The sequence below is a fragment of the Kitasatospora sp. NPDC093679 genome (genome assembly GCF_040683455.1).
Lineage (GTDB): Bacteria > Actinomycetota > Actinomycetes > Streptomycetales > Streptomycetaceae > Kitasatospora > Kitasatospora arboriphila.
In genome coordinates, this window is record NZ_JBFBDW010000013.1 from 38421 (window position 1) to 61616 (window position 23196).

Consider the following 23196-nt stretch of genomic DNA (forward strand, 5'->3'; position numbering starts at 1 on the left):
GCTGACCCCCGCTCGCGCAGGGAGAACTCGAAGTCTGCGACGACGAGGCTAAACCACGGCGGCTGACCCCCGCTCGCGCGGGGAAGACGCGCTCCTCAACTCGCCCGTCAACGGCTCCAGCGGCTGACCCCCGCTCGCGCGGGAAGGACGACAGACGGGGTGGCCATCTCAGCGTCGCGTCCGGCTGACCCCCGCTCGCGCGGGAAGGACCTCCAGCCCCGGGCCTCCGGTTCCGGCGGGAACGGCTGACCCCCGCTCGGCGCGGGGAGAATATGTTGGCGCTGGTGCCGCTTGTCGAGACGAACGGCTGACCCCCGCTCGCGCGGGAAGGACCGACGCACGCTGATCCATCCCGTGAGGAGTGGAGGCTGACCCCGCTCGCGCGGGGAGGGCCGCTGCGGTTCCGTCTCCACGGCCCCCAGCTGCGGCTGACCCCCGCTCGCGCGGGGAGGGCACCTTCAACGAGGGCAGCCAGACCTGGGGCGGCGGCTGACCCCCGCTCGCGCGGGGAGGGCCCGGACACCGCCGCCGTCGGATCCGTCGCCTACGGCTGACCCCCGCTCGCGCGGGGAGGGCCCAGCGCTTCGCGCCGCCGCGTGCCGCAATTTCGGCTGACCCCCGCTCGCGCAGGGAGGGCGCGGCGGCCGGCTTCAGCGCGTCCCTCAGGTTCGGCTGACCCCCGCTCGCGCGGGGGGACGCCGTCATGGACGCGGCTGAGGACCCGTACGACGGCTGACCCCCGCTCGCGCAGGGAGGACATCACCGGCGACGTGGCCCGCACCGACGAGATCGGCTGATCCCCGCTTGCGCAGGGAGGACTTCAGCCGCTCGATCACCCGCCGCGCACTCATCGGCTGACCTCCGCTCGCGCGGGGAGGGCGACCGCGACCGGCTGGGCCTGCCGCGCTACAACGGCTGACCCCCGCCCGCGCGGAGGACTTGACGGCCTGCGGCCCGCCGTAAACGAGCTCCGGCTGACCCCCGCTCGCGCAGGGAGGACGTCTTCCGGGACAGCCCGGACAGCTCGGCTAACGGCTGACCCCCGCTCGCGTGGGGAGGACGACTTCGTCTTGATCCCGACGTCCTTGAGGGCCGGCAGACCCCCGCTCGCGCAGGGAGGACCTCGACACAGCCAACATGGGCCACCTCGCCGTCGGCTGACCCCCGCTCGCGCGGGGAGGACGTCCATTCGACCTTCTCCCCCTGCACCTTCTCCGGCTGCCCCCGCTCGCGCGGGGAGGACCGGTGGCAGCAGGGATTTTCTGACTGCTCATCCGGCTGACCCCCGCTCGCGCTGGGAGGACGCGCAGCTGGTTGATGAGCGGGCCGCTTTGGACGGCTGACCCCCGCTCGCGCAGGGAGGACGTATTGCGGTCCCGTGCGGTGTCCATGCGCTGCGGCTGACCTCCGCTCGCACGGGGACGACCCGGAATCGCCGTTGATCACCGCGTCCTGGAACGGCTGACCCCCGCTTGCGCGGGGAGGAGCTATGCCGCGGCCACAGCACCCACCCGGGCGGCGGCTGACCCCCGCTCGCGCGGGGAGGACCTCCGGCCCCGGGCTTCCGGTTCCGGCGGGAACGGCTGGCCCCCGCTCGGCGCGGAGAGGACAGGGATGCCGGCCCGGGCAATGCCGAAGGTCTCGGCTGACCCCCGCTCGTGCAGGGAAGACGCGTACCCAGATCGTCCACCTCAGGGACCGCCCGGCCGACCCCCGCTCGCGCGGGGAGAACATGTTGACGCTGGTGCCGCTTGTCGAGACGAACGGCTGACCCTCGCTCGCGCGGGGAGGACCCTGCGAGAGCCGCCTTGCCGAGCATGCCGGTCGGCTGGCCCCCGCTCGCGCGGGGAGGAAATCATGGCGATGGCGATGACGCCACCGACGAACGGCTGACCCCCTGTCGGCGTACTGGTCTGAGTGTTCCAGTCCGTACGGAGTTGTGTGCACCCACTCATTACCTGGCTCAGCGAAGTTCGAGGGACCGTGGTTGTCTCATCGGAGTTTGATCGTCAGGGCCGGCCTGAGAGCTCATCGTCGACGGTGAAGGCCACTGTCTGCATGACAGGCTCTCGCTGGATCAAATCTTCTCCCAGCGTTCCTGCTGTTCCCTGCTGTTCGGCCCGAATCCGCGGGGATCGTCTTCTCCTTCGCCACCCCAGAGGTCGACCGTGCCGTCCACGAAGCCCGCGCTGAACATCATCGCCTCGGCAACATGCCGCATGTCGGCCTCCTCCAGGTAGTAGAGGACGTTTCGCAGCGACGACTGCTCCGCTCCGACCAGGTTGGCGGCCACCATGAGGACCGCTCTGGCGGAACGCCCCAGCTGGGCCCGTGCGCTCTGTGGATCGCCATCGACAGTCCGGGCAAGTTCCAGCGCCCTGGCGAAGTCGACCTCCAAGTAGTCGTACCTGTCTGTCGACACGTGCTTGATGCACTTCCACCGAAGCAACCAGTCCCAGAGTGCCTCGACCTGGAAGACCAGCCTGACCGCCCCCTCGCCCTCGCAAGAAGGGGAGGCGGACCTCATCAGCGGCTCGTAGAGGTCCGCGCGATCCGCCGATAGATCCACTCGTGCATTCTTCACGCGGATCATCATGCAGCGTTACCCCTCTGCCGCCCGAACCGACCGCAGCAGGCTCGCGGACAGCAGCCAGTCACCGCATCAACTTTGGCGCACGGTCACCGTACGAGGTGGTGCATGTTGACTCGTACGCCGACACCCCCGCTCGCGCGGGGAGGACTTGCGGGGCTCGGCGCCGGTCGGGCGCTCCAGCGGCTGACCCCCGCTTGCGCGGGGAGGCCGCGGCGATCGCCGCCAAGTGGCTGTTGTCGGCTGGCTGACCCCTGCTCGCGCGGGGAGGACGATCATCGGATCGGTCATGCCCTGGCCCGAACCGGCTTACCCCCGCTCGCGCGGGGAGGACTCGCCGGCCTTGACCAGGATGAGCTCGACCTCCGGCTGACCCCTGCTCGCGCAGGGAGGACGAACTGGACGGCTTCATTGCCTACGACGGGAACGGCTGACCCCCGCTCGCGCGGGGAAGACCTCCCGGCCCCGGGGTAACCGGTCCGGTGGGACGGCTGACCCCCGCTCGCGTGGGGAGGCCTCGGCGCTTCCGGTGACGCCCTCCGGCGAGTCCGGCTGACCCCCGCTCGCGCGGGGAGGACGACCGGGCGGTCTCCTTCAGGTCGAGAGCGGTCGGCTGCCCCCCGCTCGCGCCGGGAGGACGTGGTGAACACCCAGGTGCGGCCGAGCTTGATCGGCAGACCCCCACGCGCGCAGGGAGGACTTCGTCACGTACTGCCGGGACACCCCGGCTGCTGGCTGACCCTCGCTCACGCGGGGAGGACGCGGGCATTCCCTTGCCGTGGCGGGTGGCCGTCGGCTGCCCCACTCGCGTGGGGAAGACCCTCTCGGTCGCCATGACCAGGCAGCAGACGCCGGCTGACCCCCGCTCGCGCGGGGAGGATGGCGACGTCGTCGAGACGCTCCGCCCCCGCGACGGCTGACCCCCGCTCGCGCGGGGAGGACGTACCGCCCCACAAGTAGGGCTTGTTGAGCTGCGGCTGACCCCCGCTCGCGCGGGGAAGACCTCCCGGCCCCGGGTAACCGGTCCGGTGGGACGGCTGACCCCCGCTCGCGCGGGGAGGACTACAGCACGTACCCCCTGCCGTACACCCTGGAAGGCTGACCCTCGCTCGCGCGGGGAGGACGAGCGCATCAAAGCCTCAATCCGCGACCACGGCGGTTGACCCCCGCTTGCGCGGGAAGGACACGCCGGTCGCGGGTCTGATCGCGCAGGTGAACGGCTGACCCCCGCTCGCGCGGGGACGACCGGTAGACGCCAGGTTGGTCCTGTTTAGATGTCAAAGAGCAGGTGGGTTGCCCAATCCTCCCACGACTGCATGACAGCCGATCGAGATCTGGGCGGCGTTGGAGCCGAGTGGTCGGCCTGTTGCGCGAGTGGTCAGCGCCGAAAGTCTTCTATCAATTTCAATCACATTGAGTCACTTTTGTTCGACTGTCAGTGATGGATGTTAGTTCTTCTCCTGATGCGGAGCAGTGTCGGGAGGAGTGGGTGAGTTGCTCATCGAGCAGGGATTTTCCGTGGCCACGAGTCCTTGGGTGCGGGCCAGGGTGCGGGCTGACATGAGCGGGGCAGAGCGGGAGGAGTTGGAGTCCGTGTTTTCCGGCGCGGAGCCGGGTGGACGCGTTGTCGCTGGTGTGGAGGGTGTGCTGTCGGGCGCGCACCTGCTGGAGGAGTTGGATTTCAGCGCGGTGCCGGTGGAGTCGGCGGTGCGGCCGGTGTTGGCGGCCTTTGCCGCGCGGGTGGCGGGGCTCGCCACCGGTTCGGGGGAGGGGTGGCTGGATCGGCTGGAAGAGGTCCTCGGCAGGGGGCGTTTCGAGCCGGAGGCGGTCCGCGCCTATCTCGATGAGCATGCGGGCGGGCTGTGGCTCCATGACCCGGTGCGGCCGTTCATGCAGGACCCGCGGTTGTTGGTGGAGGTCGCGGAGTCGGGTCCGGCCGGGCGGTTGGTAATGGACCGTCCGTCGGGGGCGAACGCGATGTGGAGCGGTCGGGTCGCGGAGTCCCGGCCGGTGCCGTCGGGGGAGGCGTTGGGGTGGGTTCTGGCCTGGCGGGCCTTCGGGCCGTCGGGCATGGGGGCGGTGCGTTCTCACGGGGGGCGGACGAGCAAGTCGTGCAAAGCGGGTCCGGTGAGGTCGCTGCTGCGGTGGTTTCCGCGTGGACGGAACCTGTTCGAGTCGCTGGTGCTGTCCATTCCGGCGCCCGAGTCGTGGCCGTCCGGGCCGCACAAGGATCTGGCGCCGTGGGAGAGCGCTGACCTGCCGGATCCGCTGGCGCCGGCAGCTCCGTGCGGCGTGGTGTCCCTGTTGACCGGCAGGTTCGCGCACGCGGTCCTGCTGACCCCTGACGAAGGCGGGGCGCAGACGGTCGGGTGCCGGATCGCGTGGGGCACGAGTGTGGATCTGCCGCCGGCGGTGGACCCGTATGTGATCGACCGGTCGAGCGGCGGCCCGGTGCGGGCGGATCATCGGCGGGCTGTATGGCGGGACGTGGACGCGCTGTTGCTGAAGGAGCGCGTCGGCGACAGGGCCACCACCCGCAGGCCGAGAGTGTTCGACAGCGTGGCGAACCTGCCGGCCGAGGTCTGCCGTGCACTGCGGGTGCGGGCCCTGGGATGGGACCAGGACAAGCAGGACAAGAACAGCGCATGGCTGGTCGGGGAGACACCGCCGGTGCTGGAGCTGGTGGAGGAACGCAGTCCTGACGGCGCGGCCGCGGTGGCGGCGGCGCACCGGTCGGCTGAGGAGTCGGCGTCGTTGCTGGGCCGGTCGATGGCGCGGGTGTGGCATGCGCTGAATCCCGGTCGTAGGAGTGATGACCGGGAGGGGTTCGTGGGGCCGACGGTCGCGGTGTTCATGGAGCGGGCGGAGGAGGAGTTCTGGCGGGTGGTGGCTGAGCCGGGTGGGAGTGCGCCGCGGTTTCGGCGGTTGGCCCTGGAGGTGTTCGACGAGGCGACGGCGGGGGTGCGGGGCGCGTCGGTGCGGGGGATGGCGACGGTGCAGGAGGCGCGGGGGTTGCTGGTCTTTGGGCCCGTGGCTCGGGCGCGTAGCGCGAAGAAGCGAAAGGGTGTGGCGGCGTGAGTGAGGTGACCGATGCCGGGACGGCGGCGGAGGGCGTTGCGGTGCCCGGCCGGGCTGGTGGGGAGGTGGTGGGTCCGCCGGCGTGGCTCGCGTACGAGACGGCGTTCATGGAGGAGGTCGCCGAGGCTTGTGGGACACCGGGCGGTCGGGCGCGGATGCGGCGGGTGCTGTCGTCGGCGGGGATGGTGGCCGGGTGGGAATTGCCGGTGAAGGTGGCGCGGCTGGTACCGCGGGGGCCGGCGGGGCGCTTGGCGTTCGGTGCGGTGGCGGGGATGTTCGCGGCGCAGACGCCGTCGGTGTCGGCCGGGCGGGGCGGCGGCGGGGGCCGGGGGGCGCGGGTGTGGCAGGCGTCCTGGGGTGATCTCGGGTGGACGGTGCGGCGGGCGGAAATCGCGGGGGTCTTGCGTGAGGACTCTGCGGCGGAGCGGTTGCAGCGTCTGGCGCGGCAGACGGATCTGGCGGGGCTGGTGGTGGAGTGCCGGCCGCTGGTGGCGCGGGTGGCCGGTGAGGGGGTGCCGGTGAACTGGCCGCTGCTGGTGCGGGATCTGCGGCGGTGGCCCGAGCGGCGGGTCGACATCGCGAACGACTGGTTTTTCTCCTTCGCGCACGGCGGTGCGGCCGGCGGCGAGGTGGAGGGCGCGGAGCCGGCCGGTGTGGCTGGCGGATCCGAGCCCAGCGGTGACAAGAGCGGTTCTTTGATCGAGGAGGAGTCCTGATGGCTGTTCACATCTGCGCGCACGTGCTGCACGGCTACCCGTTGTCGAATCTGAACCGGGACGACCTGGGCAGCCCGAAGACCGTGCTGTTCGGTGGGGCGCTGCGGGGGCGTACGTCGTCGCAGAACACGAAGCGGGTGGCCCGGTTGCGAGTGGAGGAGCGGATCGGTGAGCGGGCCCTGCGCACGCGGCGCCTGCCGTCGCAGGTTGCGGAGGCGCTGCAGGAGCGGGGCTGGGCGGAGGAGGAAGCGGTTACGGCGGGGCAGGCGGTGGTCGTCGCGTCGGGGATCCAGGGCCTTGGTATCGGAGATGGCGGGATGACGAGCGTGATGCTGTACGTGCCGCAGGAGGTGGTGGAGGCCTTGGCGGACCTGGTGGTGAAGGACCGGGAGGCGGTGTTGAAGGTGGCGGCGCACGCGGAGGCGGTGGCGAAGGCCTCGGCCGACAAGACCAAGAAGACGAAGGCACCCGCCCTGTCGAAGGAGGAGAAGGCGTTCGTCGCGCAGTTGCAGAAGAAGGTGCGGGAGATCCTGGCGAGCAGGAACGCGTCGATTGCCGCGTTCGGTCGGATGCTGGCGAACAGCTCGGAGTCGACGGTGGACGGTGCGGTGAGCGTGGCCCACACCCTGACAACGCACGCACTGGTGGAGCAGCCGGACTTCTTCACTGCGGTGGATGACGTTCCGGGTGAGGATGCGGGGTCGGCGCACATGGGGTCGGCGGGCCACACGTCGGGGACGTACTACCGGTATGGGTCGGTGAACGTGACGGAGCTGGTCGGGAACATGGGTGGGGACCGGGAGGCGGCGGAGGAGTTCCTGGGGGCGTTCCTGCGGGAGTTGGCGGTGCTGGTGCCGACGGCGAAGTCGCGGAACACGGCGCCGTTCACGCCGCCGGCACTGGTGTATCTGACGGTGCGCACGGACCAGCCGGTGAACTTGTCGGGGGCGTTCGAGTCGCCGGTGACGACGGCTGCGGGAAGCGGGTGGACGGCGCCGAGCATCGAGCGGCTGGATGCGCACGCGGGTGCGGTGGTGGAGTTCTTCGACCGCGGTGTGCTGGCGGCGTCGGGGCACGCCGGAACCGCGGACTTGTCCGGGATCAAGCATTTGGGGGAGCGGCTGGGAAGCCTGGGCGAGCTGGTGGAGCGTATGACGCAGGCCGCGCTCGCCTTGGAGAAGGCGGCGTGAACGGCGGGGTGCTGCTGCACCTGTCGGGGCCGTTGCAGTCGTGGGGCGGTCCGAAGGGCGGGCGGGTGCGGGGGACGCATCCGGTTCCGACGCGCAGTGGCGTGACGGGAATGCTCGCCGCGGCGCTCGGGCGTCCGCGTGGTGCGGACGTCGGTGATTTGGAAGAGCTGGTGCATCGGGTGCGGGTCGACCGGCCGGGCGTGCGCGTGCGGGATTTCCAGACGGTCGGCGGTGGGCTGCCGGCGGAGCGGACGGTGGTGACTGCGAACGGGAAACGCCGCGGTGAGGCGCTGCTGTTCGACAGCTGGTACCTGGCGGATGCCGCGTTCACGGTGGCTGTGACCGGCCCCGGGGAGACGATTCGCGCTGTGGCGCAGGCGCTGCGGCGCCCGGTGTTCCCGCCGTATCTGGGCCGTCGGTCGTGTCCTCCTGCGACGCCGGTGCTGATCGCGGAGCGTGACGACGTCGAGGTGCTGCTGGCCGGGATGCCGCTGCACCGGGAGGCGCCCCGGGTGCGTGGCGGGGTCGTGGAGAAGCCGGTGGGCGTCGCGTACGTCGCGGAGCGGCCTCCTGCGGGGGACGCCGGCCGGCCCGCGACCCGTCTGGTGCCGGACGTGGGGCTGGCGGGGCGGGAGTGGACGAGCCGGCCGGTGTGGGAGAGCCACCGCTCCCATCCCGTAGAGCAGTGCGGGGGCTTGGGGACGGAGTTCTTGTCGGCGCTCGGCGCGTGGCGGCGACAGATCGCCTGACCGTGGCGCCCGTTCCTGGGCTGGGGCGGGTGCCCGATCGGGCGCCCGCCCCGGCTCGGGAACGGGCCCGGCCGGCACGTCGGGCCCGCGCAGCGGGTGCGGATCGCGTCGGATGTCGGAGTTCTCAGACCTGATCGGAAGGAAAGCGATGGCCGATAGCGACTGCGGCGGCACATGGGGAAAGGCGAAAGGCCTGCCCGGGCCGTACCCGCTGCGCGGGCACCTGCTGGACGTGGCCGCGATGGCCGGGGAGCTGTGGGACAGCTACCTCTCGGACGGCCAGCGCCAAATGATCGCCGACGGCTTCGGTGTCAGCATCGCGCAGGCCCGCCCGATGGTGCAGTTCTGGGCCGGCCTGCACGACATCGGCAAGGCCTGCCCATGCTTCCAGTCGCTGCCCGGCGGGCCGTCGCCGGCGTTCCTCGCCGAGCCCGACTTCGCCGCAGCGACCGGTTGGATGCACCAGGACCCGATCGGCCACGACCGCGTCACCCACCTCGTCACCCCGCACCTGCTCGCCGCCCACGGCTACGACAACACCAGCCGGCCGAGCCGCTCGACCGCGCACCAGGTCGCACAGATCCTCGGCGGCCACCACGGCGTCTACGGGCGGGCGATGGACCGGGCGCACCTCACGGACGTGGCCGGGGGAGATGCCCGGGTCGGAACGGCACCGGGCTGGCTGCGCGAACGCGCGGACCTCGTCGAGCTGCTGCACACGCTCACCGGGGCACCGGTCGCGCCGCAGCGGGTCGCGCCTGCGGCTGTCGCGGTCGCAGTGACCGGCCTGATCGTCACCGCGGACTGGCTGGCCTCCCGCACCGGCTGGGTGAAGGCACGCTGGGCCCAGTGGCGTCGCAGTGACCGAAGCGACTGGAAGTCGCATCTGGAAAGGGCCGTCAAGCATGCCCCCTACGAACTGATGCGCGCAGAACTGCAGGCGCCGCGGTGGCGGCCGGCCCGCGCGTTCCGCGACGTCTTCCCGAAGATCAGAAATCCGCATCCGCTGCAGGCCGACCTCGACCAGCTGCCGGACATCATCCGAGCAGGCGGCGGGCACGGCGGCCTTGTACTGATCACCGCACCGACAGGCGACGGAAAAACCGAGTCCGCACTGTACGCGGCACGGCTCCTGGCGGCCGCGTCCGGCAGACACGGCCTTGCACTTCTGCTCCCCACCATGGCGACCACCAACGCCATGTGGGAACGCGTCACCGAGTACCTGGATCAGGCAGACCTCAACCGGGTCAAGGCCACGCTGCAGCACTCCATGGCCTGGCTTCACCCCGCCTACGCTCCAGGTGAGAGCCCGGCCGACGACACCGTCCTGACCAGTGTCCACGGCCGTACCCGGCCCAACGACTGGCTGCGCGGCCGCCACCGCGGCTGGCTCGCCGGCGTCACCATCGGCACCTGGGACCAGGGCGCCATCGCCGCACTGCCGACACGATTCGGCTGCCTGCGCTGGCTCGGCATGTCGGGCAAGACCGTCATCATCGACGAAGCCCACGCCTACGACGCCTACGGCCACACCCTGACCGTCCGGCTCCTCGAATGGCTCGGCCAACTCGGCGCCCCCGTCGTCCTGCTCTCCGCAACCCTCGCCGGCAGCCTCGCCCGCCGCCTGGTCGACGCCTACCGCGCCGGCGCCGGCCACACCGACCCCACCACCATCACCCCCTCCTACCCGGGCTGGCTGTACGCGGACGCCGCCAGCGGCACGGTCACACCCTCCCCCGCACTGAAGACCACCCGAGCACGTGACCTGGCCGTCAACCTCGTCACCGCCCGGCACAGCCGCAACAAGGCGCAGCACGGCGGTCGCGCCGCCGCTCTCCTTGCCCTCCTCGCGCCGCTGTACGACGCTGCGGCCGACACCGGAAGCGTCCTCGTCGTCTGCAACACCGTCGGCGACGCCCAAGCCACCGTCGAACTCCTCGACGCCCACACCGGTAGCCGCAGACCGACCGTTCTGCTGCTGCACGCTCGCATGCCCGAACACCAACGGGAGTCAGGCACCGACGAGCTGAAGGCACTCCTGGGAAAGCATGGACCCCGACCCGCCGAACCCCTCATCGTGGTCTCCACCCAGGTCGCCGAGCAGAGCCTCGACATCGACGCCGACCTCGTCGTATCCGACCTCGCCCCGCTCGCCCAGCTCCTCCAACGCGCCGGCCGCGGCCATCGCCATGACCTCGAAGGCCGCGGCACCCGCCCGGCATGGGCGCCGCTCCCCGCTCTCACCGTGATCATCCCCGACGGGCAGCTCCCACCCCCGGCCTGGGGCCGCGAAGACAAGCAGGTCTACGAAGCCGCTCTCCTGCGCCGGACCGCCGAGTACCTCGCCGGCCTGCCCGCCCACGGAATCCGGATCCCCGAGGACGTCTCGGAAGCGATCGACACCGTCTACGCCGACTACAACACCCTCGCTGATCAGGCCCTCGCCGAGGACGACGACCGGCAGCGCGCCGCCCGCGACGCAGCCAAGCAGGCCGCCGCCGACGTCCGCACCATCCCCGGCCCGCACGCCATCACCGACCTGTATCCGCTGACGACGTACGACGGCGACGAGGACGACCTGACGACCCGTCTGGGCGCCGACACCGTCCGACTCCTGCCCGTCTACACCGACGAGCACGCAGCACTGCATCTCGACCCCGAGTGCACGAAGCCACTGCCAATGCCCGACGACGGCGACGACCGGCTCACCCCGCAGACCGTGGCCGAACTGGTCCGCCTCAGCATCCAGGCTCCCGCGCAGTACCTGCCCGCCGGTGACCCCATGACCCACACCCCGGACGAGTGGAGCAACACACCCGTCGCCCGCGACCTGCGGCTGCTACCGCACGGGCCGGCCCACGGACCCACGCCACAGCCGTACCAGGCGCCCTCCGGGCACCTCCTCCACGTCGACCCGCGCCTCGGCCTCGTCCGCCGCCGAAACTGACCACCAGCGGCGCCCGAACAACTAGACACTCACCCGCCGGCCATCACCCCGACCAGGAAACGAGAAGGCACGCATGACGACCCTCTGGCTGAGCCGCATCATCCCCGACCAGCAGCACCGCGCCGCTCGCCGTGACGGCACCAGCGCGGTAGCCCTGCACCACCGGATCATGTCGTTGTTCCCCGACGGCGTCCCCAGTGCCGAGCCCCGCCGCCACCTCGGCGTCCTCTTCCGCACCGAGACCGGCCCCCACGGCAACCAGATCCTCATCCAGAGCAGCCAGGAACCCGACCTCACCCGACTGCCCGACCAGTACGGCCAGGCCCAGACCCGTACCCTCACCCCGTTCCTCGACGCCTTCCGGCCCGGCCTCCCGGTCCGCTACCGCATCGCCGCGAACGCCATCCGCAAGCCCGGACGCACCACGCGCGAGATGCACCGGCTCAGCTCCGTCGTCCCGCTGTCCGGCCTTGCCGCCGACGAGTGGTGGACCCGCCAGGCCGAGGCCGCGGGCCTCACCCTGACCACGCTCCACTCCACACCCCTGGACGCCGCACACGGCACGCGGCGCGACGACCGGCAGCAGGTCAAACACGCCCGTACCCTCTTCGAGGGCACCGCCCTCATCGCCGACCCGGACCGCCTCCGCACCCGCCTGGCAGAGGGGATCGGCAAGGGCAAGGCGTATGGCTGCGGCCTCCTCAGCCTCGCGCCGCACAAGGCATCCGCATGACCGGTCCAAGGAGGAGCTCCGACACAGCCGCACGCCGGAAGCCAGCGGCACCCACTGTGGCGATGCTGCCTCGTACCTCCGCGCCGGCCTGCAGCAGTCCTCCCCGCGCGAGCAGGGGTCAGCCGGTGTACCGCTACAAGCCAGTCGAGCCGCCTTCGTTCTCCCCGCGCGAGCGGGGGTCAGCCGACCGCCTTGATCCCGTGCACGAGGCCGGTCCGGTCCTCCCCGCGCGAGCGGGGGTCAGCCGGGTGCCGCGAACGGCGTCGCTTCGCTGGACTCGTCCTCCCCGCGCGAGCGGGGGTCAGCCGCGGCTCGCTGTGGCCGGCTGGGAGTTCCGGGTGTCCTCCCCGCGCAAGCGGGGGTCAGCCGTCGGTGATCAGGCCGGTCGCGGCGACCTGGAGGTCCTCCCCGCGCGAGCGGGGGTCAGCCGCCGTTCGCCTCGACGTAGCGCAGGCAGTCGTCGTCCTCCCCGCGCGAGCGGGGGTCAGCCGCCGTTCGCCTCGACGTAGCGCAGGCAGTCGTCGTCCTCCCCGCGCGAGCGGGGGTCAGCCGACCGGCGACAGGGCGTGGTGGTTCCTCGCCGCGTCCTCCCCGCGCGAGCGGGGGTCAGCCGACCGCCGACGGCCGCACCGCCACCGTCACCAAGTCCTCCCCGCGCGAGCGGGGGCAGCCGGAGGTCGCCCGGCGCGGCCGGGACCTGGTGAAGTCCTCCCCGCGCGAGCGGGGGTCAGCCGGAGGTCGGCAGCATCATCACCCTGCCGGGCACGTCCTCCCCGCGCGAGCGGGGGACAGCCGCCGAGCTCGAACTCGACGCCGGTGCGCTGGACGTCCTCCCCGCGCGAGCGGGGGTCAGCCGTCGGCGATCGACGGGGCCGGCGCGGGCTCGGCGTCCTCCCCGCGCGAGCGGGGGTCAGCCGGCATCAATCTCATCTACGCAGGTCAGCACATCGTCCTCCCCGTGCGAGCGGGGGTCAGCCGTGGCACAGCCTGCCCGCGTACGGGGCGCCGGCGTCCTCCCCGCGCGAGCGGGGGTCAGCCGGCCGTGGCGTTCATCTGGGAGGAGACGGCCGAGTCCTCCCCGCGCGAGCGGGGGTCAGCCGTCGTTGTTCGCGGCGAGGTTCGGTGTGCCGTTGTCCTCCCCGCGCGAGCGGGGGTCAGCCGATCGAGCGGGCAATCCCGCCTTACATGCAGGTGTCCTCCCCGCGCGAGCGGGGGTCAGCCGATGTTGCCGAACCTGGCCAGGACGTTCGTGGCGTCCTCCCCGCGCGAGCGGGGGTCAGCCGCTCTCCGGGAACCCGTGGTCGTCCGTCGGTATGTCCTCCCCGCGCGAGCGGGGGTCAGCCGTGCTGGTCAACGGTCCAGTCGGTGGCGGCGAGGTCCTCCCCGCGCGAGCGGGGGTCAGCCGCCGCGGGATCGCTCGTCGCGTCCGGGTCGGCCGTCCTCCCCGCGCGAGCGGGGGTCAGCCGGCATCGGTGATGATCTGGCCCTGCCTGTCCGCGTCCTCCCCGCGCGAGCGGGGGTCAGCCCAGCACGGCCAGTCGGGTGAAGCGTCGTTCGAAGTCCTCCCCGCGCGAGCGGGGGTCAGCCGGCGTGCCAGACGTGGGCCGGCGGCGCGTCGCAGTCCTCCCCGCGCGAGCGGGGGTCAGCCGCAGATCGGCTTCCCGTTCGAGGCGCTCGCCCTGTCCTCCCCGCGCGAGCGGGGGTCAGCCGATCATGCGGCCCGCGATCCGGTAGCCGTAGGCGTCCTCCCCGCGCGAGCGGGGGTCAGCCGCCAGGACGTGAATCCGTCGGTGTCCAGCTCGTGTCCTCCCCGCGCGAGCGGGGGTCAGCCGCTCGCCAACGCCCGCAAGGTCAAGCTCGACGAGTCCTCCCCGCGCGAGCGGGGGTCAGCCGAACGACATCGCGGGCCAGGTGTTCTAGTGGACGTCCTCCCCGCGCGAGCGGGGGTCAGCCGAACTACGTTCGGGTCACCAGCGCGGTCGGTGGGTCCTCCCCGCGCGAGCGGGGGTCAGCCGATTTGCGGCGCCGACGCTACGTGCCTCATGGCGTCCTCCCCGCGCGAGCGGGGGTCAGCCGCCGCCCGCCGTCATCGATCTCGGACGGCTCCGGTCCTCCCCGCGCGAGCGGGGGTCAGCCGCCGACGAGACAGTTGGCTTTCGCCTCGGTGTCGTCCTCCCCGCGCGAGCGGGGGTCAGCCGGCCGTTCGCGCTTTCCTTACGCATCCGAGTGTGTCCTCCCCGCGCGAGCGGGGGTCAGCCGAACTCGGGGGGGCCGAACCGACTCGGTCGGGACGTCCTCCCCGCGCGAGCGGGGGTCAGCCGTCCAAGCGCCCGACGACCCGCGCGGGCCGCGCGTCCTCCCCGCGCGAGCGGGGGTCAGCCGGAGCCGTCGTCCATGGCGGCGCCGGTGTCGGCGTCCTCCCCGCGCGAGCGGGGGTCAGCCGGCATCGTGCCCGCGGCCATCGCCAAGCTCTACGTCCTCCCCGCGCGAGCGGGGGTCAGCCGCCCGCGGCCCCCCGAACCGTCTGAGAGGAGGTGTCCTCCCCGCGCGAGCGGGGGTCAGCCGTTCGGGATGGGGAACCCGGACGAGGGGGTGGCGTCCTCCCCGCGCGAGCGGGGGTCAGCCGAACCGGCCCGCACCACGTCCGAGCCGCCCGGCGTCCTCCCCGCGCGAGCGGGGGTCAGCCGGCGTACGGCGTGATCTCGGGTGCGAACGCGTCGTCCTCCCCGCGCGAGCGGGGGTCAGCCGCTGTACGAGCGGTTGGCGGCAAGACCGAGTCCTCCCCGCGCGAGCGGGGGTCAGCCGTATGCGCTCACCGGTCGGCAGTGCACGGTGCGGTCCTCCCCGCGCGAGCGGGGGTCAGCCGCCGCGGAGCGCGTCGCTCACCGAGCTGGGGGCGTCCTCCCCGCGCGAGCGGGGGTCAGCCGGATGGTTCTTTGCTGCCGAAGGATGGCGTGAAGTCCTCCCCGCGCGAGCGGGGGTCAGCCGGCCCCGGGGGTCTCTGCATGCCCGGATGTCGCATCCTCCCCGCGCGAGCGGGGGTCAGCCGGTGGCCGGCCATGCGAGCTCCGCCGGGTGGGCGTCCTCCCCGCGCGAGCGGGGGTCAGCCGTCGCGGAGGCGTTCAGGAGCGGGCCATGGTGCGTCCCCGCGCGAGCGGGGGTCAGCCGGTGTAGAAGGCGAAGCTGCTGCGGCTGACGTCGTCCCCCCGCGCGAGCGGGGGTCAGCCGTCCGTGCCGGTGTGGGTGATGCGGATCAGGGTGTCCTCCCCGCGCAAGCGAGGTCAGCCTCGCCGTCTGGCTCAACGGGACCGCCCAGTGAAAAAGCACACCGCTACCCGCCAGCAGGTAGTCCGGGACGCCCGAGGCCCCTCCGCCCTGACCGCGGTCACGCCCGCCATGGCCGCGCACGCGGCTGGGCGCTGGGCACCGCTCAAGGTGCAGTGCGCAGCGGCTGGGCCAAGCTCGTTGGCCTGAAAGCGTCTCTCCACTGGTTCCCGGCCAGCTTCAACACGGGCCCCGTACGCTGCGGGTCACTTGCGGCTCCCCGGCTTGGGCCACCAAGCTCCGTCTTGACCAGCGCGCTGTCCTAGCCAGGCTCAACAGCGCCCGTCCCGGCGCTGTCCGTGCCCTCGATATCCGCGTCGGCCCGCCGCCGCCAGCCAGAGACCCGCATCCGACGATGTCGTCCCCGCCGTGCAGGAGCCTGACCGGGCCTCTGCACCGACGACACCACTCTTCGCCGACAGTCCCAGCTACCAGCAGCTTCGCCGGCAGATGCGCGCCCCCTCGCAGCCGTCTGCCAGAACGCGTTCGGCCAGGCTGCCGCCGACCGCGACCAGTGGTTCCGCGGACACCGTGGCTGGCTGCGGGAACCCGACGGGACCCAGCCCGCTGCCGCCGATAGCCACCGTCAGGAGACCGCCGACCACGCCCACGCCCGTGAGCAGCTCGCCCGCCACCACGCTGCCCTCGCAGCCGCCCGGGCGCAGCGGGCCGGGGCCAGTCCGCTGCGCCCCGTCCGGAAGACGACGCCGCTCACCGGGGCGGCGTGACGCCCCACACCATTCCGCTGCGCACCAGCCCGGCTGTGCCTCGCAACAGTGCTTCCTGATGGTCCCGGCTGCTCGCCCGATGCCGAGTACCCTCACACTGAAGGATTGGAGTGCCGCCATGAGTCAGCCTGTGCACGACGGAGCCGATCTCATCCCCCGGCCTGAACAGAAACCGGCCGCGCTCAAGGCCGCGCTGGCAGTGGTTGCAGCGGACCGCCTTCCGGAGATGATCGACGGGCAGACCTGGGCGATGGCCGAAGCCATCGAGACCGGGAGTGTCCAGCCGATCCGTAACTTCGTCGCACACTGGGCCGCTGTGGTGGAGATCGAGCGGCAGCCGGCCACCGCGCAGGCCTACCACCGGGCGAACTACCTGGCCAACCACGCCGCGACCGTCGCCCAGTGCCGCGAGCACGCCGCCACGGTCGCCGAGCTCTACCGCACCGCCTACACGGCGGTGACCGGGTGACCTGGAGCTGGGAGCACCTCCCGGACCAGGAACAGGCCGCGGCGGCTGCCCCACAACTTCCTCACCGCTGTCGAGCAACGGGCCACCGAGCCCGTCCGCGCCGCGGAAGCACTCCACCTCGACGGCACCTCCTATCAAGGCAGCGGCGGACCCATGCGCTACCTCGACGTCGCCGGCGGCCTCCTCGCCTACTACGTCGTCCCTCGCCTGGAACTCGTCGTGATCTGCCAGGTCACTCCCCCACCCGGGCAATCCCCCTGGCCGGGGAGGCGACGCACGAATCGGTGGATGTGCTGTCAGCAGTCAGACCGGGTGGGGCAGGGCCATCTCAGGCATCCTGTCCGGAGCCGCATCGTACGAGTACAGGAGGTCTGCGTTGATAGGAGGGCCCGCGCCGCGGCCATGCGAGAGCTGCCCGTATCGACGGGACGTGCCGGCAGGGGTCTGGGCAGCGGAGGAGTACGAGAAGCTCGTCCGGTACGACGCTCCGACTCCGGAGCAGCCGCCGAGGTTGTTCCAGTGCCACCAGAGTGATGCTGGCAGTGCGGGAAGACGGGTGTGCGCGGGCTGGGCGGGATGCCACGGTGACGGGCTGCTGGCACCGCGGATCGCAGTGATCCAGGGCCGACTCGATGCGGTCACGTACCGGGCGATCGCCGAGTACGTGTCGCCGGTGCCCTTGTTCTCCTCAGGCGCTGAAGCGGCCGAGCACGGCCTGTCCGGTATCAGCGAACCTGGCGCCGAAGCCCGCCGAGTCATCGGCAAAATCACCCGAGTCCGTTCGGACCTCAGCCAGTCCTAAGACGCGGACGGCGGCAGCAAGGCCAGCGACACACCCAGCACCAAGAGGTGCGAACCCGCCACCACGCCGCCCTCACAGCCGCCAAGGCGCAGCGCGTCGATGCCGCCCCGCCACGCCCGGTCCGAAAGCTGGCGTCCGTCATCGGCGCCGCATGAGCCCAGCGTCTGGCCGGGTTTCCTGGTCGGTCCGCCGAATCGAATCCGTGAGCCGGTACCGTCCGGTTCCCCCCCGATGGGGACAATGAGGCAGGCACCGGAGGAGGTGAGGGGAATGGTGAGCGTTGCAGTCACCGACCACAGTGGGCCCTGGACCGTCGACGATGTCCTGGCCCTGCCCGTGGACCCCCGCCATCGCATCGAGCTCGTCGGTGGAGCGCTGCTGATGAGCTCGAATCCCGGCGTCCCCCATCAGCGCGCCAGCTCTCGGTTGTGGGCACTTCTGGACGCCGCGCTCGCTGCCGGCCACGCATCGTACGAGGTGCTGGAAGCCGTCAACGTGATCGTTCCCGACGGGCTGCTGATCCCCGACCTTGTGGTCGTCGATGCAGCTGCGGCCGCTGAAGCGAGCATCACCCTGAGTGCGCACGACGTCCTGGTCGCCATCGAGATCGCCTCGCCCTCGACCCGGGTCACCGATCAGAAGATGAAGCCGTCGCTGTATGCCGCGGCCGGCATCTCGCACTACTGGCGCTTCGAGCTCGAACCCGGTCCCCGCCTGTACCTCGGCCACCTCGAACGCGGCACCTATGTCGACCGCCTCGTCCAGGCCGGCGAGACCACTGCGCTGACCGACCCGTTCTCCCTCGATCTCGACCCAGCAGCGCTCCGCCGGTAGCGGCACGAGTATGTCGATGGCCGGGTCCCGCCGAGAGGCCCGGCGGTCGACAGCGGGCCAGGCGCATGTGGCTCCCACGGCTATTTTCGCTTCTATATTGCGCTTCGGAGTAGCGATTCAAACCTAGGCGCAATCCGGTTGCGCTACTGTGTATCGCATGAGCATCGAATCCGAGCTGGAGGAGGCCACCCGCCTCTACCGCCAGACCGAGATGGCCCATCACCAGGCGAAGAACGAGGCCTTCCGCGCAGTCGTCAACGCCCTTCGCGCCGGCATGCGACCCACCGACGTCGTCAAGCTCTCTCCCTTCACCGCCGCCTACGTCCGCCGGATCGCCCGTGATCACGGCGTTGGGCCCGCGAAGCCCGGGCCGAAGACCTCCACGGCCAGCACCAAGTCGTGAGACACGCCTGCACGCCGAAGGTCTTCGACACGCCGCCGGAGGCCTTCGCACTGCTCTGAATCATCCGCACGATCCGCGCTGAGAGCTGGACTTTCCGGACCGTCCGACGCGCCCGCGAGGACGTACGCGTAGCTGAGGAAGAAGTAGGAGTCTCCGCACAGCCCGTGTACCGTGTTGCACATGTCTGGTTCGGTTCGGATCGTCGCTTCAAGCGCAACTCAGTAGCGCATCAGACAAGAGAGGGGCCGCCCTCGTGGTTTCCCAGGCCACTAGCGAGGACGACCCCGTTCACCGCAGGATCGCGGCCCGGTTGCAGCCGGGCCGTTCTGCTGTCCGGAACCCTTAGATCACGCCGAAAGCGTGCAGCAGGTTCGTCAGCAAGAGTGCCATCTTCAACGTCCGCTCGACGTTCTGGATGACCTTCTCCGTGCGGCGCTCCGCCTTCTCCCTCGCCGGCTTGCTGGACTCCATGTTCGGGTCCTGCTCGCCCTGCTCGGTGTTCGGCATTGCGCCCCTCCTCAACCTCGACGGGTGGCCGCCGCGCCGGGCGGCCCAGTGGGTGCCAGGTTGGGGTGGTGGTGCGAGGACAAGGCTACGCGCACCAGCAACCGTCCCCGGGACACGGCACAAATGCACGCACCGTCACAGTGCCGTGCTGGACGGGAAGTTCGCGCGAAAGTGCAGGTCAGAGCTGCCATCCGACGCCACTGCGGGTCAGCAACATGACCCTCCTCAGCGAAGAGTTCGCAACCGTCCGATTCTGGAAACCAGGCCGGCTCCACCCCGATGGGCCCGAGGGCGGCCAAACGATCGGACGCCGGTGGATGCCACTTTCCGCCCGGCCGTTCAAGACGCCTCTACTTTTCTCCACCGCGAGAGTACTGTAGTGGCATGGGTGACTCGACGATCAAGGTGCCGGACACCACCCGCGACCACTTGGCGGCGCTCGCCAAGGAACGCGGCATGACCATCGGCGGCCTGGTGACGGCACTGGCGAACCAGGAACACACAGCCGAACAGCTGGCTGAGCGTGTCCGACGGAGTCGCCGCCTCATGCGCGACCGAGACATCAAGATCGACGACAGCGAGCTGGACGCCATGCCTAGCGTCCTTGAGAACGCTTATGCCATCGCGGCGGAGAAGTCTGTACAGAACCTGAAGCGCGGCACCGCGGCGTGATCATCCTGGACACCTCGGCGGTGACGGCTCTCGCTGCTGGCCACCGCGCCCTCGTCCGGCTGGCCGACAACGCCGCCGCATCGCCCTTCCGCCACTTGTCCGTACCTGCCCTCTGTCTCCTGTCGGCCGAGGTCGAATCCCAGGGTGCGGGCACCTTCGCGCTCGCGCTCCCCGCCGTCGAAATTGAGCCTCTCGACTCCGCGGCCGCCGTCACCGTCGCCGCCATGGTCCGCGACGGCATCGGCGCCCAGGACATTTCCCATGCCCTCTACTGCGCCCTTCCGACCGGCTCCCGCGGCACGATGCACATGATCCTCACCGACCAGGAGCACCACTACCCGCCCGGAACGATCACCGTGCACATCGACGATCCGCGCCTCCTCGGCTGAAGCGGCCGGACTGACGCCGCTCGTCGGCTTGACCGCAGCACCGACCGTCACGCAGGGACTCGCTGGCGTTCCGGTGCGGTCTTCGGGTCGGTGCAGCTGTGCCTGAGGTCTCGCGGAGCCCGAGACGGTGGTAGGGCGACTGGTGCTGTCGGCGACGCCTTGCCTCGGCGCCGACGTCGCCGGCCTGTGGTGGTCTGCTCTGCCGCAAGGCCGACCGGCGGGAGTCGCCGTCAGCGGGGCCGGCGCCCTGATTCCTGGTGCCAGCGGTCGCGGACGGCGTCAAGGTCCGCCAGAGCGTTGCCGAGCCTTGTGTTCTTACGGTGCTGTTGGGTGACCTGGGTGAGGTGCTGGCGGGCTTCCTCGTGCGGGGCGGTGTCGGCCTTGGCTGCCGCGAGTTCGGCCTCGGCTTCCGCGATCAGGTGCTTCTGGTGCCCGAGGAAGGCGTTCTCGTCGACGGCTGCGTTCTGTGCCCGGACGGCGAAGGCTCGGACGTCGTCCTCGGGGTGGTCCTTGTGCGGATACATCTCGTGCCGGACACCGGTGTTGGGCAGGTCGAGGTAGAGGTGTGACTTGGTGCCCGACTGCTCGAAGCGGACACGCAGGCCGGCCAGGGGGATCGTCTCGCCGGCGAAGACAAGGACGTGCTCGTGGAGTTTGGTCTCTCCGAGTTCGGCCAGAGCTTCGCCGTACCCGGGGGTTCTGAGTCTCTCCAGGCGCCGGTTTGCTGCTCGGACCCGCTGGTCGTAGGCCAGTTTCCGTGTGTGGACCTTGGCCTGGGCGGTCGATATCTCCCGGCGTGCCGCCCACTGGATCTGCCGTACTACCCGTCGGGCGTCGGCCAGTTCCTGGCGCTCGTCGGCATAGGTGCTGTCGAAGGCGCGGTCCCACCCTCCGGGGTAGCTCCACATCCGCCATCCAATGAAGCCGGCGCAGCCAAGGGCTGCAGTCACGATCCAGTACACGACTCCCACCTCGTCCCCCTCCGGGCCCGCCGTGACGAGACGGGGCCCGTCGGGTTCAGTATCGGGGCAAGGGGCGGTGTGACAGACGGGGTTGAGGTCCTTTCAGGCCAGTAGGGAGGGGCGCCGGCCGGCGCTGTGGCCGAACGGCTGCCTGCAGGTGGGCCCCGCGCTAACTGCGACAGTCGGAGGCTTCGATGGCAGTTGGGCTGAGATCGTCGGGACGGAGGTCGGGTGCCAGGCCGGTCTCCTTGCGGACAAGGGTGGCGCGGGTGGCGAACCCTAGCGTGTTCCGGCTGGTCAGAAGCCTTCTAGGAGCAGCGCGGCAGCACGCATAAGTGATCTACGTCACTCATGAGGTCTTTTTGGCTAGTGCCGGGACCTGAAACTGCAGGTCAGAACACTATGTAAACGTTTGACCACTTAGCGTCATAAAATGATCGGCCGATCCGGTTAACACCCACTCCCCCACCAACGGTTCCCCATCGAGCCACATGCTCCGCTGCCCACCACCCGGTGCGCAGCGAACACAGCACCAAGAAGGGGGGAGCACGTGCAGCAGGAACCTCACAGGCCTCGGCAGACGGCGGCACACACCGCCGCAGACGGGACGATCCACGAGGCAACTGGCACCGCCACCGCGGCCACCGCGGCCGGCACAGCCTCCCAAGCGCCCGCCCACCGGCAGGACACCAACCGCACCCACCCCGTTGTCGCCTGCCTGCGCAGCGACGCCCGCGCGCAGGAGGCACAGTGACAACACCCTTCTCTGGGAACGAGCAGGAACTCAGCGACCCGCTCGGGGAACTCCCGCTCGACTTCACCGGCTTCTTCCTCGAGGAACACACCAAGTGGCTCATCTACGCCAAGAGCCGCCTCGGCAACCGTCAGGACGCCGAGGATGCGGTACAGGACGCCGGCGCCACCCTCTACGCCAAATGGCACACCGCACTGCGCTGCCCCGACCTCCTCGCCGTCCGCGCCTTCGCCTGGAAGGTCGTCCGGGACCGGGTCATCGACCTGCTGCGCACGCGCAGCAGGCGCGCGAAGGTGGAGCGTTTCGCCCGGCAGGAGGTCGAGGTGACCAGTGAGGAGGAACTGAACCGGCTGGTAGAGCGCGAGGCCTTGACGTGGGCGATGGGTGAGCTCACCAAGGTCCGGCCGATTCACGCGGAAGTAGTCCGCCTACGCCAGCTCCGCATGGACTACGCACAGATCGGGGCGGTCTTGGACATCGCCCCCAGCACCGCCAAGACCTACTACAGCCTGGGCTGGCACCACCTGCAGTACCTGCTCGACCCACAACGCGATCAGCAAGAAGGGCATCTCACGTGAACATCCACGACCTGATCCAAGCCGAAGCCGACGACCTCACGCGGGAGTTCGAGGGGCATGATCCGTGGGCGTTCACGCGCCGTCTCGCCGAGCGCATCGCAGACGGGGAGCGACCGTCCCCCGCCCGCTCCGCCGCCCGGTCCGAACGGACCCCGGCGGCCCCCCGGCCGGCCGGCAATGGCAGGCCGGCACGCCGCGGGGTCACCGAAGCCGCGGGGGCGGCCGGTCGCGCAGAGCTGCGCCGGGACTTGCAGCACCTGTGTGTCGCCGTCGCCAGCGAGGCCTCGCCGGATGCGCTCGCGAGCTTCATCGAGACCTGCGACGAGACGGCCGCTCTCGCGTTCGGGTGCCTGCTCTACGGGTTGGGCAACCGGCCGGCAGCCGAGTTCTGGTGGGGTTTCGCGCACGGAGCCGAGGACAAGCTCGCCGCGCATCTCCTCGCTGTTCACCATGCTGGCAGCGGGCATGCGGCCGAGGCCGACCTGTGGAAGCACCAGGCGCAGGAGTTGGAGGTGGAGCAGCTGCCTGACGGGCTCGAGGCGTTGAGCCTTGAGGACGCGGCGGCGACGGCACGGGCCCTGACCGCGGAGCTGGACACTCCGACCCGGGATGCTCTGCGTGAGCTGGAGTTCCTGACTACGCCGGTGCCTCCTCCAGTGCCGGGGCCGATGCCGGAGAGGCGGGTGTCGCGCGGCCGTTCGCCGCGCAGGCGGACACCGATCGGGGCCGGCCAGCAGAAGTAGGGCCGGGAGCCGGTCCTCCCTGCGCTGG

18 protein-coding genes and 3 CRISPR repeat arrays (1 of these 21 cut by a window edge) are annotated in these 23196 nt (G+C 71.1%); of the genes, 15 read left to right on the forward strand and 3 right to left on the reverse strand.

The features are described 5' to 3' along the window. Window positions 1-1906: direct repeats of the CRISPR family, unit length 23 nt; unit sequence CGGCTGACCCCCGCTCGCGCGGG; it begins 124 nt to the left of the window's first position. 171 nt (window positions 1907-2077) lie between these two features. After that, a complete protein-coding gene (locus AB0O09_RS13905; RefSeq protein WP_363541830.1) occupies window positions 2078-2596 on the reverse strand; it encodes a hypothetical protein in 519 nt (172 codons plus the stop codon). A 117-nt stretch (window positions 2597-2713) separates the two neighbouring features. Continuing rightward, window positions 2714-3836: a CRISPR direct-repeat array (repeat unit 28 nt; unit sequence CGGCTGACCCCCGCTCGCGCGGGGAGGA). 248 nt (window positions 3837-4084) lie between these two features. On the opposite strand from AB0O09_RS13905, the gene casA reads away from it, so the two are divergent. The 11 genes from casA (at window position 4085) to AB0O09_RS13960 (ending at window position 18563) form a co-directional block, all read left to right on the forward strand. Next, window positions 4085-5668: a type I-E CRISPR-associated protein Cse1/CasA gene (gene casA, locus AB0O09_RS13910; RefSeq protein ID WP_363541831.1), complete on the forward strand. Its 1584-nt coding sequence runs from the start codon at window positions 4085-4087 to the stop codon at window positions 5666-5668. Next, window positions 5665-6384, forward strand: coding sequence for a type I-E CRISPR-associated protein Cse2/CasB (gene casB / locus AB0O09_RS13915; RefSeq protein WP_363541833.1), 720 nt, complete (start codon window positions 5665-5667; stop codon window positions 6382-6384). The genes casA and casB overlap by 4 nt, the downstream gene beginning before the upstream one ends. After that, on the forward strand, window positions 6384-7574 hold the full coding sequence (gene cas7e, locus AB0O09_RS13920; RefSeq protein WP_363541834.1) for a type I-E CRISPR-associated protein Cas7/Cse4/CasC: 1191 nt from the start codon (window positions 6384-6386) through the stop codon (window positions 7572-7574). The genes casB and cas7e overlap by 1 nt, the downstream gene beginning before the upstream one ends. Then, window positions 7571-8323: a type I-E CRISPR-associated protein Cas5/CasD gene (gene cas5e, locus AB0O09_RS13925; protein ID WP_363541835.1), complete on the forward strand. Its 753-nt coding sequence runs from the start codon at window positions 7571-7573 to the stop codon at window positions 8321-8323. The genes cas7e and cas5e overlap by 4 nt, the downstream gene beginning before the upstream one ends. Window positions 8324-8471: 148 nt before the next feature. Continuing rightward, window positions 8472-11270, forward strand: coding sequence for a CRISPR-associated helicase Cas3' (gene cas3, locus AB0O09_RS13930; RefSeq protein WP_363541837.1), 2799 nt, complete (start codon window positions 8472-8474; stop codon window positions 11268-11270). A 73-nt stretch (window positions 11271-11343) separates the two neighbouring features. Further along, window positions 11344-12003, forward strand: a complete 660-nt coding sequence (gene cas6e, locus AB0O09_RS13935; protein WP_363541839.1) for a type I-E CRISPR-associated protein Cas6/Cse3/CasE — start codon at window positions 11344-11346, stop codon at window positions 12001-12003. A gap of 96 nt (window positions 12004-12099) precedes the next feature. After that, a CRISPR array of direct repeats spans window positions 12100-15291; the repeat unit is 29 nt; unit sequence GTCCTCCCCGCGCGAGCGGGGGTCAGCCG. 235 nt (window positions 15292-15526) lie between these two features. After that, window positions 15527-15907 (forward strand): hypothetical protein, encoded by a 381-nt coding sequence (locus AB0O09_RS13940; protein WP_363541973.1) that lies wholly within the window; start codon window positions 15527-15529, stop codon window positions 15905-15907. Window positions 15908-16173: 266 nt separating this feature from the next. Then, window positions 16174-16524 carry a hypothetical protein gene (locus tag AB0O09_RS13945; protein ID WP_363541841.1) on the forward strand — a complete coding sequence of 117 codons (351 nt, stop codon included), beginning with the start codon at window positions 16174-16176 and terminating at the stop codon, window positions 16522-16524. Between the two features lie 376 nt (window positions 16525-16900). Then, window positions 16901-17326, forward strand: coding sequence for a DUF6283 family protein (locus tag AB0O09_RS13950; RefSeq protein WP_363541842.1), 426 nt, complete (start codon window positions 16901-16903; stop codon window positions 17324-17326). A 270-nt stretch (window positions 17327-17596) separates the two neighbouring features. Further along, window positions 17597-18160, forward strand: a complete 564-nt coding sequence (locus AB0O09_RS13955) for a Uma2 family endonuclease (RefSeq protein WP_363541844.1) — start codon at window positions 17597-17599, stop codon at window positions 18158-18160. 157 nt (window positions 18161-18317) lie between these two features. Continuing rightward, the gene (locus AB0O09_RS13960; protein ID WP_363541846.1) at window positions 18318-18563 is read left to right on the forward strand and encodes a hypothetical protein; all 246 of its coding nucleotides are present in this window, start codon (window positions 18318-18320) and stop codon (window positions 18561-18563) included. Between the two features lie 342 nt (window positions 18564-18905). On the opposite strand, the gene AB0O09_RS13965 is transcribed toward AB0O09_RS13960, so the two are convergent. Next, entirely contained in the window at window positions 18906-19070 is a 165-nt protein-coding gene (locus AB0O09_RS13965) for a hypothetical protein (RefSeq protein WP_363541848.1), read from the reverse strand. A gap of 384 nt (window positions 19071-19454) precedes the next feature. Between AB0O09_RS13965 and AB0O09_RS13970 the strand changes: the two genes are divergently transcribed. Together AB0O09_RS13970 and AB0O09_RS13975 are read left to right on the forward strand one after the other, a co-directional pair. Then, entirely contained in the window at window positions 19455-19742 is a 288-nt protein-coding gene (locus tag AB0O09_RS13970; RefSeq protein ID WP_363541850.1) for a hypothetical protein, read from the forward strand. Next, window positions 19739-20131 (forward strand): hypothetical protein, encoded by a 393-nt coding sequence (locus AB0O09_RS13975; RefSeq protein ID WP_363541852.1) that lies wholly within the window; start codon window positions 19739-19741, stop codon window positions 20129-20131. Before AB0O09_RS13970 ends, AB0O09_RS13975 begins: the two co-directional genes overlap by 4 nt. A gap of 230 nt (window positions 20132-20361) precedes the next feature. On the opposite strand, the gene AB0O09_RS13980 is transcribed toward AB0O09_RS13975, so the two are convergent. After that, window positions 20362-21093 carry a hypothetical protein gene (locus AB0O09_RS13980; RefSeq protein ID WP_363541854.1) on the reverse strand — a complete coding sequence of 244 codons (732 nt, stop codon included), beginning with the start codon at window positions 21091-21093 and terminating at the stop codon, window positions 20362-20364. Between the two features lie 750 nt (window positions 21094-21843). Between AB0O09_RS13980 and AB0O09_RS13985 the strand changes: the two genes are divergently transcribed. Next, the gene (locus AB0O09_RS13985) at window positions 21844-22425 is read left to right on the forward strand and encodes an RNA polymerase sigma factor (RefSeq protein WP_363541856.1); all 582 of its coding nucleotides are present in this window, start codon (window positions 21844-21846) and stop codon (window positions 22423-22425) included. Continuing rightward, on the forward strand, window positions 22422-23168 hold the full coding sequence (locus AB0O09_RS13990; RefSeq protein WP_363541858.1) for a hypothetical protein: 747 nt from the start codon (window positions 22422-22424) through the stop codon (window positions 23166-23168). Before AB0O09_RS13985 ends, AB0O09_RS13990 begins: the two co-directional genes overlap by 4 nt. Window positions 23169-23196 lie beyond the last annotated feature (28 nt).

Coding starts and splice junctions, on each gene's coding strand:
- AB0O09_RS13905 (WP_363541830.1), bottom strand. CDS start 2,596: ATGATGATCCGCGTGAAGAATGCACGAGTGGATCTATCGGCGGATCGC.
- cas3 (WP_363541837.1), top strand. CDS start 8,472: ATGGCCGATAGCGACTGCGGCGGCACATGGGGAAAGGCGAAAGGCCTG.
- AB0O09_RS13945 (WP_363541841.1), top strand. CDS start 16,174: ATGAGTCAGCCTGTGCACGACGGAGCCGATCTCATCCCCCGGCCTGAA.
- cas7e (WP_363541834.1), top strand. CDS start 6,384: ATGGCTGTTCACATCTGCGCGCACGTGCTGCACGGCTACCCGTTGTCG.
- AB0O09_RS13960 (WP_363541846.1), top strand. CDS start 18,318: ATGAGCATCGAATCCGAGCTGGAGGAGGCCACCCGCCTCTACCGCCAG.
- AB0O09_RS13970 (WP_363541850.1), top strand. CDS start 19,455: ATGGGTGACTCGACGATCAAGGTGCCGGACACCACCCGCGACCACTTG.
- cas6e (WP_363541839.1), top strand. CDS start 11,344: ATGACGACCCTCTGGCTGAGCCGCATCATCCCCGACCAGCAGCACCGC.
- AB0O09_RS13955 (WP_363541844.1), top strand. CDS start 17,597: ATGGTGAGCGTTGCAGTCACCGACCACAGTGGGCCCTGGACCGTCGAC.
- AB0O09_RS13965 (WP_363541848.1), bottom strand. CDS start 19,070: ATGCCGAACACCGAGCAGGGCGAGCAGGACCCGAACATGGAGTCCAGC.